Raw genomic sequence first — 14,010 nt, 5'->3', positions numbered from 1 at the left:
CGCGTCCGCCGGCCCCGTCAAATTCCCCACACCAGCCGCACGGCCAGCGAGCGCGGAATCTCCGAGCGCGTTGCGGCCGGCCCGTACTCCGGGTGATCGCCATTGAGATTGTGCGCCGTCACCGACACTTCGAACTCAGGATTGACCTGCCACCCGAAGCGCGCATCGACCGCGGTATAACCCGGCACGGCTGCCTGGTCCAGCTCCGCCACCTTGCGCACCGCAACCTCCAGATCCTTGCCCCGCGCGATGTTATACGTCGAGCGCAGCTGCACCGTGTGCGACGGGTCCTTGCCCGCCGTGCCCGGCCCGGCCAGGTCATTGCTGCCCGGCTTGAGCTGCATGCTCTGGTGTAGCGCGGTGAACCCCGCGCTCAGGCGCCAGGTCGGCGAGGCCTGGACACTGCCCCACATCTCGATGCCGTTCGCCTTGCCTTCCATCAGGCTGTCGAACACGATAAACGTACGGCTCGCGTCAACCTCCTGGGTGCGCAAGTGGTCGTAGTCGTTGTGGAACACCGTCGCCGAGTACGAGACGCCCGGCAGCGGCTGGCCGCGGTAGCCCAGCTCGAATACCTTGGCCACCTCCGAGCGCACCCGTAGTCCCCCGCGCAGCAGGTAAGGCGGGCGGCCCGGAATATAAGCGTCGGCATCAAGCCGCGATGGCGCGCGCACCGTGCGCGAGGCAGCCGCCCACAAGGAATGCGTGGGCGCCGCCTGCCACGCGAGGCGCAGCGTCGGCAGGAACTCGTTGCCGGTGTAATCGTTGCGCTCGATGCGCGCGCCCATCGTCAGGCGCAGGTTGTCGCGCAGGCTGATCTCGTCCTGCGCAAACAGGCTGGACCAGTCTTGCTCGACTTCGGCCGGCAGGAAGGCGATGGTTTCGCTGTTGGTGACGTTATCCCACGCGTGGCGGTAGTTCGCGCCCCAGACGATGCGGTGCTTGCCGGCCGGCCGCAGCGAGTGCTGGAACTGGATGTCGGCGATGTTGAGCAGTTCGGAGAAGGTCGGCGGCACCGTGCGCTGGGTGTGGTCGAGGTAGGCCTGGAGGCTGATGCTGCCGCCATCGGCGAGTTGGCGCGTCCAGCTGCCTGTCAGGTTGACGCCCGAGGTATCGACCGTTCCTAGCTTGAGCGTGGTGCCGCTGACGGCGATCAGGCCCGGCTCCGGCTGCTGGTTCGCGCCCCGGTAGGCACTGCCGTGAAGGCTGAAGCGGTCGGCGTCCCTGTTCCAGTCCGCGCGAAAACCCAGCTGCGACTGGTGGCGCGCGTCGTTGACACGGGCGCCGCTGGCCAGCTCGGTATGGCTGGCTTCGAGATGCTTGGCGTAGACCCGCCAGCCGCCGTGCGGCGTGGCCCAGCCCTGCCGGAACGCGACTTGCGCCCCGCGGTTGCCGGCGTCCAGGGTCGCCAGGCTGCCCGCCGTGTTGGCGGCCGAACGCGTGATGATGTTGATGACGCCGTTGACCGCGTTGACGCCCCACAAGGTGCCGCCCGGCCCGCTGACGACTTCGATGCGCTCCACATCGTCGAGCATCAGGTCCTGCGCATCCCAGAACACGCCGGAGAAGAATGGCGAGTAGACCGAACGGCCGTCGATCAGCACCAGCAGTTTGTTGGGCGCGCTGTTGTTGCTGCCATTTAGGCCACGCGCAGTGATCGCATAGCCGGCCACGCTGGACTGGGCGACCTGCAGGTTGGGCGCGAGCCGCAGTGCTTCCGGCACGCTGCTGGCGCCGGATCGGCGGATGTCGTCGGCGGTGATGACGAACACGGAGGCGGCGGCGCTGCCGAGCGGCTCCGGATTTTTCGATACCGAGGTAATCTGAATGTTGGCCAGCTCTTCAATCGACAGGTCCGCCATGTCGCGCACATCGGCGTATTCGGCATGGGCTGGCAGCGCCAGCAACAACGATGCCAATGGCGCGAGCAAGGCGCGGCGGTACGTCGGGACGTAAGCGACGGCGTGCGGCTGGTGGACAGACTCCATGATGCTCCCCTGGTTCCCCGGCTACCGTGACGGTAGTAAATGTTGCTGCAAGCCATTATTCACCATTATGGCAGGCAACGCGATTATTTTACATTCCGAGGCGGCCTGTTCCGTACGAACAACGCGCGGCGTGATAGTGTAATGGCATCAGAATGAGGCGTTTAAACGTCAATTCCTTTTGTCTGGTATATTCGTTCTAATGAGTACGATCAAGCTAACCAGTTCCATGCGGCAACGATACACCTCCACTGCCATGCTGTTTCACTGGCTGGTCGCGGTGCTGGTGGTGGCCGTTTTCACGCTCGGACTGGTGATGACCGACATCCCCGGCCTGACGCCCACCAAGCTGCGCTATTTTTCGTGGCATAAGTGGATTGGCGTGACCGTCCTGATGCTGGCCGTGCTGCGCGTGCTGTGGCGCCTGTTCCACCCCGCCCCCGCTTACCCGGACACCATGGCGCGCTGGCAGCAGCGCGCCGCGAACGGCCTGCACATCCTGCTGTACGTGCTGATTTTCGCGGTGCCGCTGTCGGGCTACTTCTACAGCCTCGCGTCCGGCGTGCCGGTCGTCTACCTCGGCCTGTTCGAGCTGCCGGTGCTGATCGACGCCAATCCCGGACTCAAGCCCGTCCTCAAGGGCGTGCACTACTGGCTCAACATGCTGCTGGCCGGTGCGGTCGGCGTGCACGTGGCTGCTGCGCTGAAGCACCAGTTCGTCGACCGCGATGGCGTGTTGCGCCGCATGCTGCCTTAACTTTCTACTGGAGACCCTGATGATCCTGACCCGTGGCCCACTGCTGGCCTCGCTCCTGGCGGTCACGCTGGCGGCCGGCGCCGCCCCGCTGAAAACCGACACCGCCAAAAGTTCCATCACCGCGACCTTCAAGCAGATGAACGTGCCGGTCGAAGCGACATTCCGCACCTTCAGCGCCCAGCTCGACTACGACCCGGCCAAACCGGAAGCAGCCCGCGCCAGTGTGGACATCACGACCGCCAGCCTCGACCTGGGCGACCCGGACATGAACAACGAAGTGGCCAAGAAAGACTGGTTCAACTCGGCCCAGTTCCCCAAGGCGACCTTCGTGTCCTCGGCGATCAAGCCGGCCGGGCCGGGCAAGCTCAACGTCACCGGCAAACTCACCATCAAAGGCAAGGCGGCCAATGTCAGCTTCCCGCTGGCCGTGCGTAGCGAGGGCGGAAAGCAATTGTTCGAGGGTGCGCTGCCAATCAGGCGGCTTGCCTACAATATCGGCGACGGCGAGTGGAAAGACACGAGCATGGTTGCCGACGAGGTCGTAATCCGGTTCCGCGTTTTGGCCGGCCAGTAAATTTTCACTCCCATTAAAAGGAAAACCCGATGAAATTCAAGCACTTGGTCGTTGCACTCGCCACCGCTGGCGCCGCCAGCATCGCTTTTGCCGCCGATACCTACACCATCGATCCGGGCCACACCTATCCAAGCTTCGAGGCCGACCACATGGGCATCTCCGTCCTGCGCGGCAAGTTCAATTCGACCAAGGGCACCATCACGCTGGACCGCGAAAAGAAAACCGGCTCGATGGAAATCATCATCGACGCGGCCAGCATCGATTTCGGCCATGACAAGCTGAATGCGCACGCCAGAAACGCCGACATGTTCGACGTCGAAAAATTCCCGGAAGCGCGCTACATCGGCAAGTCGATCAAGTTCAACGGCGACACGCCGGTCTCGGTGGAAGGCGAACTGACCCTGCACGGCGTCACCAAGCCGGTCACGCTGACCATCAACAAGTTCAAGTGCATCATCGACGGCATGACCAAGCGTGAAAAGTGCGGCGCCGACGCCTCGGCCGAGTTCAAGCGCACCGATTTCGGCATCAACTACGCCACCCCGCGCTTTGCGCCGGAAGTAAAGCTGCAGATCGAAGTCGAAGCGCTGAAAAACAGCTAAGTCACAACGTCGTTCCCGCGAAAGCGGGAAACCCTCGTTAGCGTCAGCCCGATTCAGCGACGCATGGATGCCCGCCTGCGCGGGCACGACGTACCGATGATTTAGCCAAAGAAAAAACCCCCGCTTCCTTCGCAGGAAGCAGGGGTTTTTTATTGCCTGGCGTTGTTACTGCCAGCGGCGATTAACGTCCGTCGCCGTCCGCGTCGCCTGGAATGGCGCGCTCAACGCGGTGCCATGCTGCACGGGTTGCCGACTTGGCCTGGTCCCACGACAGGCGCGAATTGCCCTTGACGCGGTCCCAGTCGCTCGACATGTCTTGCTCATAGGTGTCGAAGTCGCCCGAATACTTGCTGCGGCTGTTGTAGCCCAGTTCGTATGCCGGACCGTAGTCGTCATAGGTGTAGCCCGGGGTGTAGTACGGCGCGGTCTGGTAAGCGCTGCGCCAGTAAGCCGACTCTTCTTCCGGATTGACCATGCGGCCAGCTGCCTTGCCTGCCATGCCGCCGGCAACTGCGCCGACCACCGCGCCTGCTGCCGCGCCGACCGGGCCGCCGACCGCACCAGCGGCTGCGCCCATTGCTGCGCCGCTACCTGCGCCCACGCCCTTGGCGAAGTGGTGCTCATGCAGCTCGTCGCCTGGTTCTGGATTGACTACCTCGGCTGCGCCCTTGCCTGCCAGGCCACCAGCGATGCCGCCGATGGCTGCGCCCGCGGCGATGCCGACCGGGCCAGCAGCAGCGCCAATGCCAGCGCCGGTCAGTGCACCAGCGCCAGCGCCCAGGCCGGTACCGATGATGTGCTCGCCTTTGTTTTCAGTCCAGGTGCGCTCGATGTGCGCTGCATCTTCATCCGAACGTGGGTTCACGCCCATCAGGATGCCGCCACTCTTGATGCCTTCTTCGTAGTGCTTGACGCGCTCTTCAGGGATGCCTGCGCCGATCAGTGCGCCAACCAGGCCGCCTGCGATACCGCCGGCGCCAGCGCCAGCCAGTGCCGCTGCGATCGGGCCAGCCACGACCAGGCCGATGCCTGGCAGGACCAGGGTGGTGCCGACTGCCGCCACACCAGCCAGTACTGCGCCGATGGTGCCACCGATGCCGGCGCCAACGCCTGCGCCTTCAGCCGCTTTGCTGCCCAGCTCGGTGTCGGTGTCGGCGAAGTGGCGCTTGCGTGCGTCGTCGGACATCATCAGCGTGACGTCATCCTTGGAATAGCCGCGGTCGGAGAGCGAGTTGTAAGCGCGCTCGGCGCTGTCGCGATCGCGGAACAGACCGGTTACCATGCGCTGGTTTTTCTGATTCGTCGTGTCGTAGTTACTCATATCAATCTCCTAGAATTATTCAATCTGCGGGGCTTAAAAAGACCTGGAATACGTTGCCAGTTCTTTAACAATATGCCTCGACAAGATTGCGCTCTGTACGCTGACGCACCCAACTTTCGACTTTCCAAACGGCATGAAATTCGCGCAAGGCGATATCGCCGTTACGTTCGTTGCCGCACCGACCAAGGGTTATCGAAAGACTATTCTTTTTCCACGGTCAGCACTTTTAGGGATGGCCAAGGGGTACGTTTCTAATCTAATAGGAGGAATCAACATGTTATTCATCATCTGGATTATTGTCGGTGGTATCTTGGGTTGGCTGGCTAGCATGGTCATGAAAACGGACGCTGAGCAGGGCATGATCCTGAACATCGTTGTCGGTATCATCGGCGCCTTCCTGGGCGGCTGGTTGCTTTCTCCACTGTTCGGCACCGGCACCATCAACTCAGACGACTTCAGCATCACTTCGCTGCTGGTGTCGTTCCTGGGCGCTGTCATCCTGCTCGCTATCGTCAACCTGCTGCGTCGCGGCAAGGTACGTTAATCGAAGCACGCTCTACTAACCAACGCCTAAACCGCGTTGGTTTTTTTTCGTCTGGAATATCGAATGAACAGGAAAATGGTCACTACTGCATTGCTGAGCATTCTCGCCACCTTGGTCGCAGTCTTTTTAGTATTTAATTTATTGCCGAGCGAAAAGAAGATCGAGAAACAGCTGCTCCAAAAGTACGACACGGCCGATCCGCAATTCCGCCGTTCCATGGGCGTCCTGCTGGGCCCGCCTATTATCGAAGGGAACAAGGTTGAAGTACTGCTCAATGGCGACCAGATTTTCCCGGCGATGCTCGAAGCAATCCGCGGCGCACAGCACACCATCACGTTTGAAACATATATTTACTGGTCAGAAACGATCGGCAAGGAATTCGCCGACGCGCTGATCGAACGCGCGCGCGCCGGCGTCAAAGTGCACGTCATGCTCGACTTTATGGGCAGTATCAAAATGGACCTCGCGGCCATCGACGCCATGAAGCAAGCCGGCGTCCATGTGCAGCGCTATCACAAGCCGGTCTGGTGGAAGTTTACCCGCCTGAACAACCGCACCCACCGCAAACTGCTGATCGTCGACGGCAAGACCGGCTTTACCGGCGGCGTCGGCATTGCCGACCAGTGGCGCGGCAATGCCCAGGACGACAAGCACTGGCGCGACACGCATTTCCGCGTGCAGGGACCGGTGGTTGGGCAGATGCAGGCCGTATTTAACGATAACTGGACCAAGGCCACCGGACAAGTACTGGACGGCCCGCACTACTTCCCGGCGCTGGAAAAGATCGGCAACCACGACGCCCAGATGTTCAGCAGCTCCCCGACCGGCGGCAGCGGCAGCATGCACCTGATGTACTTGATCGCCATTAACGCGGCGCGCCACACGATCCAGCTGTCGGCCTCCTATTTCGTGCCGGACGAGCTGGCGATCAAGGCGCTGGTGGCTGCCAGGAAGCGCGGCGTCGACGTGCGCATCATCACACCCGGGCCGGACATCGACTCCGACGTGGTGCGCGCCGCATCGCGTGAGCGCTGGGGCGACCTGCTCAAGGCGGGCATCCGCATCGCCGAATACCAGCCCACGATGTACCACGTCAAAGCCCTGATCGTCGACTCGATGATGGTGTCGGTCGGCTCGACCAACTTCGACAACCGCTCGTTCAGCATCAACGACGAAGCCAACCTGAACATCATGGACCGCGAATTCGCCAGGCAGCAGGTCGAGATCTTCAACGCCGACTGGGCCAAATCGAAACCGATCACCTTGCAGGCCTGGGAAAACCGCCCATGGACCGACAAGCTGCACGGCGAAATCGCCTCGCTGATCGGCGCGCAACTGTAAGCACGAACGTCGCGTTACTCTCTGGCAAAACTGTACAAAACCCCATATGTACAGTTCAAAATATGGTTGACTTAAATTAGGTCGATACGGATACTCTAGGGCGCTCCAGTAGCGCCCTGTCCAGACCTGATTACCATAAGAGACGAAACGCGAATGAAAAAAATCCTTCTCCCGCTCGCCCTGCTGTCGACCGTCGCCCAAGCCGACGAAGGCATGTGGATGCCGCAGCAGCTGCCACAAGTAGCCAAGCAACTCAAAGCAGCCGGCCTCAAGCTCGATCCTGCCGCCCTGACCAAGCTGACCGAATTCCCGATGGGCGCGATTGTCAGCCTGGGTGGTTGCTCGGCGTCGTTCGTATCGCCGCAAGGCCTGGTTGCAACCAACCACCACTGCGTCTACAACAGCATCGCGGTGAACTCGACCCCTGAGCGCGACCTGCTGGCCAATGGCTTCCTGGCCAAGACCTTCGCGGAAGAACTGCCGGCGTCGCCAGGCAGCCGCATCTTCGTCACCAAGGAAGTGACCAACGTCAGCGACAAGATCATCACCGCCGACGTCGCCAAGCTGTCGGGCAAGGCGCGCGTGGACGCGATGGAAAAGAATATGAAGGCAATGGTAGCCGAGTGCGAAAAAGACGCCGGCCACCGCTGCAACGTGGCCAGCTACTACGGCGGCCTTGAGTTCTACCTGATCAAGCAACTGGAAATCCGCGACGTGCGCCTGGTGCACGCGCCTCCTTCGGGCGTGGGCAAGTTCGGCGGCGACACCGACAACTGGATGTGGCCGCGCCACACCGGCGACTACGGCTTCTACCGCGGTTACGTGAGCAAGGATGGCAAGGCTGCCGACTTCTCGAAGGACAACGTGCCTTACGTGCCGAAGCACCACCTGAAGATTGCAAAAGAAGGCGTCAAGGAAGGCGACTTCATCATGGTGCTGGGCTACCCAGGCCGCACCAACCGTCACCGCCTGCCGTCGGAAGTGGCGTTCACCTTCGACTGGAACTACCCGGCGTTCGTGCAGGCATCGCAAGAGACCCTGCAGATCATCGACCGCGAAACCAAGAACGATCCTGACGCCAAGCTCAAGTACGCTGGCCAGGTCGCGGGCGTGAACAACTACTACAAGAACCGCAAGGGCATGCTGACCAGCTACGAGAACAGCGATTTCCTGGCGCGCAAGACCCGCGAACACGCAGACCTCAAGGCCTGGATCAACTCGAACGCCGCGCGCAAGAAAGAGTTCGGTGGCGACATCGAAGAAGTGGAAAAGCTGATCGCCCAGCGCGACGCCGACACCAAGCGCGATTTCTTCCTGACCTCGTCGTCGCCACGCCTGCTGCGCACCGCGCGCGAGCTGTATCGCCTGTCGAACGAAAGCACCAAACCGAACGTCGAGCGCAAGGCCGGCTACCAGGAACGCGACCTGCCGCGCTTCCAGGCAGGCGTTGCCGCGGTTGACCGCACCTATGCCGAGAAAGTCGACAAGGCGCTGGTACTGAACAGCCTGGTTAAATACGCTGCACAGCCAAAAGCACAGCGCAGCGCCAATTTCGACGCTGCCATGGGCATCACCGACGGCATGACTGAAGCGCAGCTGAAAGCCATCCTGGACAAGATGTACGCCGGTTCGCAGCTGGCCGACAAGGCAGCGCGCACCGCGTGGCTGGGCAAGAAGCCGGAAGACTTCAAGGCCAGCAACGACAGCTTCATCAAGGCAGCGGTTGCCATGTACGAGCAGGGCATGAAGAGCGAAGCCGAAGACGAAGAACTGGCCGGCAAGATCCAGCAAGCCTACGCCAACTACATGAAAGCGAAGATTGCCTACATGACCAGCAAGGGCCAGGCGGTCTACCCTGACGCCAACAGCACCCTGCGCGCGACCTTCGGCAAAGTCGCCGGCCGCGCACACGGCGCCGATGGAACCGGCTCCTGGACCGCGTTCACGACCGTCAAGGGCGTGGTAGCGAAGGCAACCGGCGAAGGCGAGTTCAACGCACCGGCAGCCCAGCTGGCAGCGATCAAGGCCAAGGACTTCGGCAAGTATGTCGATCCGAAGCTGAAGACCGTGCCGGTGAACTACCTGGCGACCCTGGACATCACCGGCGGCAACTCGGGTTCGGCAGCACTGAACGCCAAGGGCGAGTTCATCGGCCTGGCATTCGACGGCACGCTCGACTCGATCATCTCGGACTGGGACTTCAACAAAGAAAACACCCGCGACATCCAGGTCGACGTCCGTTACATGCTGTGGAACATGAAGCATGTCGACAAGGCTGACAACCTGCTGAAAGAAATGAACGTCGAGTAATGTGACGACGGCATCGCAAGATGCGTATCAGAAGCCACGCCGCCGCAAGGCCGCGTGGCTTTTTTATATTCTCGGGGAACGTCCGATGACACAGGCAAACAGAGGCGCGATCTGGCGCATGGCAGCATCACCGGCCCCCGCCCTCGCCGTGGTGCTGATGCTGGCGACCGGGTTTGCCGCCATGCGCGCTGCAGGCGCCTGGCTGCCCGCCATTGCGCTTGGCGCGCTTGCATCGATGACCTGCTTTGCGGTGGGGACCATACCGCGGCATAACGGATACCAGCGGCATGTCGCTGTTGACGCTGTACCTGATGTTCACGCTGCCGGCGCTGGTCTTCAGTCCGGTTGCTGAAGAGATTTTTTTCCGGGGTATATTGCAGCGGACGCTTGAGCAGCACTTGCCCGAACAGACCAGTACGTTGATCGAAAGCGCGGCGTTTGGTGTTGTGCACCTGTGCCATCACGGGCTCATGGTGGGCGCTGCGGGGCTTGGCTGGATGCCGCTGTCGGGCTCGTTGTGGATGATGCTGATGTTCGGCACGGCACTGCTGTTTGCGCGAATCAGGAAACGCAGCGGATCCCTCTACCCTGCCATGGCGGCGCATGCCGCGTTCAACCTGACGATGAACGCGATGATTTTCATGGCCCTGTGGGACTAAATAAATAACCGGGACCGTAGGGCGGAAGAGCACGAAGTGCGTCATCCGCCGAATCAGCGTCGCGTTGACGCAAATCGGCGGATGACGCTTCGCTCGTCCGCCCTACGACTAGCTACACCTCAGCCCTTGCCGTTCAGCTTGGAGTTCCTAATCCCGTACGCAAAGTAGGTCAGCACCGCCACCGCCATCCAGATCGCAAACGTCGTGAAGGTCGTCTTCGACAAGTCCTTGATGATATACAGGCAGGCGAAGATCGACATCCCCGGAATCAGGTAAGGCCCGAACGGTACGCGGAAACCCTTGCCCGTGTTCTCGCCTGCGCGCTTGCGCATCACCGGCACCGCAATCGACACAACGATGAACGCCGTCAGCGTCCCCATGCTGACCATATCCCACAGGAAGGTCGAATCGACCAGCCCCGCCACCAGGCCAACCACGATGCAGACAATAATCGTGTTGCTGACCGGCGCCGCGGTACGCACGCTGAGCTTCTGGAAGGTCTTCGGAATCAGTCCATCACGGCTGATCGCGTACAAAATGCGCGTCTGGCCATAAATCGTCACCAGGGTCACGCTGAACACCGAAATCACCGCGCCGGCCGACAACACCAGCGCAGGCCAGCTCTGGCCGGTCACGTTCTGCAAGATGACGGCAAGGCCGGCTTCCTGGTGCGCGAACATGTGGGCAGGCTGCGCGCCGACCGCGGCCAGCGCCACCAGCAGGTAGAACACCGTGACAATACCGAGTGCCAGCAAAATACCCATCGGTACTGTGCGGCTTGGGTCCTTGACCTCCTCACCCGCGGTGGCAACCGTATCGAGGCCGATAAAGGAGAAGAACACCGTGCCCGCGGCAGCCGTCACGCCCGCCATGCCCGCGAAACCCTTGCTGTTGTCCGTGTTGAAGAACGGCGTGAAGTTGGCGCTGTCGAAGCCCGAGAAAGCGATCACCACGAAGAACACCAGGATCGCCAGCTTGATCAGCACCATGACCGCATTGGTGGTGGCCGACTCGCGCGTGCCGCGGACCAGCATGATGCCGCACATGATCACCAGCAGGATCGGCGGCAGGTTGATATGGCCAACATTGAATTCCACGCCGTTCGGCCCTGACACGATCATCGGCGTTCGTAGCATCTCGGGTATCTGCCAGCCAAACGCGTTATCGAGGAAGTTATTCAGGTAGGACGACCAGCCGATTGCGGTGGCGCTGGCGGCCAAGCCGTATTCAAGCAGCAGGCAGGCCGCCATGATGAAGGCGGCGAACTCGCCCACCGACGCGTAGGCAAACGAATAGGACGATCCGGAGGCCGGAATGCGGAACGCCAGCTCGGCGTAGCACAGCGCGGTCAGGCCGGCGGTAATCGCGGCGATAAGGAAGGACAGGATGACCGACGGCCCGGCCTTGGGGACGGCTTCGACCATCGTGAAGAAAATACCGGTGCCGATGGTGGCGCCGACGCCAATCATGGTCAACGGGAATAAGCCCATCGTCTGCGCCAGTCCGCCGGCGCCATCGGCCGTTCGGTCTACCCGCTTGGTTCGCAACAGCTTCTGGCCCAATGATTGATTCACGTCAGTCCCTTTTCGCGCTCTAAAAAATTCTAGCGATTATAGGGGCATATCGAATTTACCAATACACATCTTTCACCAGAGCCAAAGGTAAACATTCATTTCATTTACTTGTTTTGGTAAAATAGCGGACATCGACCCCAAGCGTCCCCGCTCCCCTCTCTAACATTGGATAAAACACATGATTTCTGAAGCTTCCCGCCCTTACATCGATGCCAGCGTCCCGGTCCTGCGCGAGCATGGCCTGGCCGTCACCACCACCTTCTACCGCAACATGTTCGCCGAACTGCCGGAGCTGACCAACCTGTTCAACATGGGCAACCAGGCCAACGGTGCGCAGCAGCAGTCGCTCGCATCGGCCGTCTTCGCCTATGCCGCCAACATCGGCAATCCGGACGCGCTCGGCCCGGTGGTCAACCGCATCGTCCACAAGCACGTCTCGGTCGGCATCCGCGCCGAGCACTACCCGATCGTCGGCCGCCACCTGCTGGGCGCGATCGCCGAAACCCTGGGCGACGCTGCCACCCCGCCCCTGCTGGCAGCGTGGGAAGAGGCATACAACTCGCTTGCCAACCTGTTCATCCAGGCTGAAAAAGATCTGTACGCCAGCGCCAGCGTGGAACCGGGACAGACCCGCCCGATGCACGTCACCAAGGTCACCCGCGAAAGCGACGACGTGGTTTCGGTACGCATGGCGCCAGCCGACGGCGGCGCCGTGCCGCCGTTCAAAGCCGGCCAGTATGTCAGCGTGACGGTCGACCTGGAGCCTGGCTACCAGCAGACGCGCCAGTACAGCCTGTCCGACGCCCCGGATGGCGCGACCTTGCGCATCTCGGTCAAGCGCGAGGACGGCGCCGGCGCAGCGGCTGCGGGCCAGGTATCGAACTGGATCCATGCGAACGTCAAGGAAGGCAGCGTGCTGCAGGTGTCGCACCCGTTTGGCGATTTCGCGCCTGACACAGAATCGAACGAGCCGGTCGTGCTGCTGTCGGCCGGCGTCGGCATCACGCCAATGATCGCGGCGCTGAACCGCATCGCCAGCATTAACCCGCAGCGCCGCGTGATCTTCGGCTTCGCCGCGCGCGATGCGGCGCACCATCCGCACAAGCTTGACCTGGCGATGGCCAAAGCGGCCATGCCAAACCTGCAGGTCGTGACGTTCTATGAAACGGTTGGGGAAGCTGTGGACGCGAAGGCCGGCCGCATGCAGGCCAGCCAGCTGCCAGCGTGGCCGCGCAGTGAAACCAATGTCTTCATGTGCGGGCCGCTGGCGTTCATGAAAGAACAGTGGCTTGGGCTGGTTGGCGCAGGCGTGCCCGTGACGCGCCTGCACCGCGAGGTGTTCGGGCCTGACCTGCTCGACCACCTGCTGTAACACACATGGCGGCCGCGATGGCCGTCATCTTTTTTAGTTCAGCACGTCGATATGCTTGCCGCTGACGTTACGCTGGTGAGGGTTGCCATGCACGGTGATGCGCCCCGAGCCGTTGCCGTTGGCAACCAGCGACTGCTTGACCAGCGCCGAGATGTCGCCCGAACCATTGGTGGACAGGTCGGCGCGCTGCGCGGTCAGGCGCGACAGGTGCACATCGCCCGAGCCATGCACGCTCGCGTTGAGCGCCTGCACCGCGCCGGCCGCTTCGATGTCGCCCGATCCGCGCACATGGGCGTTAAGCTGGTCGCCGTGGACCTGGCCCAGCATGATGCGCCCGGACCCGGTCAGGTTGGCGTTGGCGCCGGTGCTGCGCAGGCCAAGCGCATCGATGGTGCCCGAGCCGGTGCTGCGTACGTCGAAGCTGCCCACATTGCCAGACAAAACAGACTTGCCCGAACCGGTCTTGACGAAGGTAAGCGGCGCGCCATTCAGGCCGCTGACGTCAAGGCGGCCCGACCCGGTGGCGCGCAGGTGGCTCAGTTGCGGCGCGCTGTAGCTGATGCGGATAGGCTGCGACGGCTTGATTTTCCCGTCGATCCAGATCCGCATCGTGTCGCCCGACACGTCCGAACGGATCATCGGCAGCAGGTTGCTCTCTGCCTCGACCTGCAAGCCAGGCTTGCCGCCGACGCGCACGTCAACCTGCATCGGGCCGCTGACATCGAGGCCGGCCAGGTTCGCCACCGGCCGCTGCTCGCTGGCGACGCGGCCATCGCCGGCCACGCCATCGCCGCTAAAGACGGAATGCATCTGGACGTCGTGGTCCGGGGTGACGATGATGGCGCAGCCAGCCAGGGCGGCTACGCAGGCGAGGGACAGGAGTGTACGCATGGTCGGACCTTATTGTTGTTGGTTGAGGATTCAACCTTAACAAAAGCATCCGTGGGGAAGAACCGCGGTGCGACGAACTG

Annotated in this window: 12 protein-coding genes; 8 read left to right on the top strand and 4 right to left on the bottom strand. The window is 61.9% G+C overall.

Annotation, left to right across the window (positions count from 1 at the left end; translation table 11 throughout):
- Positions 1-17 precede the first annotated feature (17 nt).
- Positions 18-1,988, bottom strand: a complete 1,971-nt coding sequence (locus LMJ30_RS19100; RefSeq protein ID WP_229434132.1) for a TOL_0244 family TonB-dependent receptor — start codon at positions 1,986-1,988, stop codon at positions 18-20.
- A gap of 226 nt (positions 1,989-2,214) precedes the next feature.
- Here LMJ30_RS19100 and LMJ30_RS19095 point away from each other — a divergent pair, with 226 nt between their 5' ends.
- Genes LMJ30_RS19095 through LMJ30_RS19085 form a run of 3 tightly spaced genes read left to right on the top strand, consistent with a single transcriptional unit; the run spans position 2,215 to position 3,918 of the window.
- Positions 2,215-2,742, top strand: a complete 528-nt coding sequence (locus tag LMJ30_RS19095) for a cytochrome b (protein WP_229434130.1) — start codon at positions 2,215-2,217, stop codon at positions 2,740-2,742.
- 19 nt (positions 2,743-2,761) lie between these two features.
- Positions 2,762-3,316 carry a YceI family protein gene (locus LMJ30_RS19090; protein ID WP_229434128.1) on the top strand — a complete coding sequence of 185 codons (555 nt, stop codon included), beginning with the start codon at positions 2,762-2,764 and terminating at the stop codon, positions 3,314-3,316.
- A 29-nt stretch (positions 3,317-3,345) separates the two neighbouring features.
- Positions 3,346-3,918, top strand: coding sequence for a YceI family protein (locus LMJ30_RS19085; RefSeq protein ID WP_229434126.1), 573 nt, complete (start codon positions 3,346-3,348; stop codon positions 3,916-3,918).
- A gap of 181 nt (positions 3,919-4,099) precedes the next feature.
- Here LMJ30_RS19085 and LMJ30_RS19080 read toward each other — a convergent pair whose 3' ends face one another.
- Positions 4,100-5,239, bottom strand: a complete 1,140-nt coding sequence (locus LMJ30_RS19080; protein ID WP_229434124.1) for a hypothetical protein — start codon at positions 5,237-5,239, stop codon at positions 4,100-4,102.
- Between the two features lie 274 nt (positions 5,240-5,513).
- On the opposite strand from LMJ30_RS19080, the gene LMJ30_RS19075 reads away from it, so the two are divergent.
- From LMJ30_RS19075 to LMJ30_RS19060, 4 genes are all read left to right on the top strand, one after another.
- On the top strand, positions 5,514-5,783 hold the full coding sequence (locus LMJ30_RS19075) for a GlsB/YeaQ/YmgE family stress response membrane protein (protein ID WP_229434123.1): 270 nt from the start codon (positions 5,514-5,516) through the stop codon (positions 5,781-5,783).
- Between the two features lie 63 nt (positions 5,784-5,846).
- Positions 5,847-7,124: a phospholipase D-like domain-containing protein gene (locus LMJ30_RS19070; RefSeq protein ID WP_371873050.1), complete on the top strand. Its 1,278-nt coding sequence runs from the start codon at positions 5,847-5,849 to the stop codon at positions 7,122-7,124.
- 153 nt (positions 7,125-7,277) lie between these two features.
- A complete protein-coding gene (locus LMJ30_RS19065; RefSeq protein ID WP_229434121.1) occupies positions 7,278-9,434 on the top strand; it encodes a S46 family peptidase in 2,157 nt (718 codons plus the stop codon).
- 287 nt (positions 9,435-9,721) lie between these two features.
- On the top strand, positions 9,722-10,093 hold the full coding sequence (locus tag LMJ30_RS19060) for a CPBP family intramembrane glutamic endopeptidase (protein WP_229434119.1): 372 nt from the start codon (positions 9,722-9,724) through the stop codon (positions 10,091-10,093).
- A gap of 119 nt (positions 10,094-10,212) precedes the next feature.
- Here the strand turns inward: LMJ30_RS19060 and LMJ30_RS19055 are convergent, their stop codons facing one another.
- The gene (locus LMJ30_RS19055; RefSeq protein WP_229434117.1) at positions 10,213-11,667 is read right to left on the bottom strand and encodes an APC family permease; all 1,455 of its coding nucleotides are present in this window, start codon (positions 11,665-11,667) and stop codon (positions 10,213-10,215) included.
- A 178-nt stretch (positions 11,668-11,845) separates the two neighbouring features.
- Between LMJ30_RS19055 and LMJ30_RS19050 the strand changes: the two genes are divergently transcribed.
- Positions 11,846-13,039, top strand: coding sequence for a globin domain-containing protein (locus tag LMJ30_RS19050; RefSeq protein ID WP_229434115.1), 1,194 nt, complete (start codon positions 11,846-11,848; stop codon positions 13,037-13,039).
- Positions 13,040-13,072: 33 nt separating this feature from the next.
- Here the strand turns inward: LMJ30_RS19050 and LMJ30_RS19045 are convergent, their stop codons facing one another.
- The gene (locus LMJ30_RS19045) at positions 13,073-13,930 is read right to left on the bottom strand and encodes a head GIN domain-containing protein (protein ID WP_229434112.1); all 858 of its coding nucleotides are present in this window, start codon (positions 13,928-13,930) and stop codon (positions 13,073-13,075) included.
- Positions 13,931-14,010 lie beyond the last annotated feature (80 nt).

It is taken from the genome of Massilia agrisoli, from assembly GCF_020831365.1.
In the GTDB taxonomy this organism is placed as follows: domain Bacteria; phylum Pseudomonadota; class Gammaproteobacteria; order Burkholderiales; family Burkholderiaceae_D; genus Telluria_A; species Telluria_A agrisoli.
The sequence above is the reverse complement of the archived record's forward strand: the minus strand, read 5'-3'. Positions and strand labels throughout refer to the sequence as shown.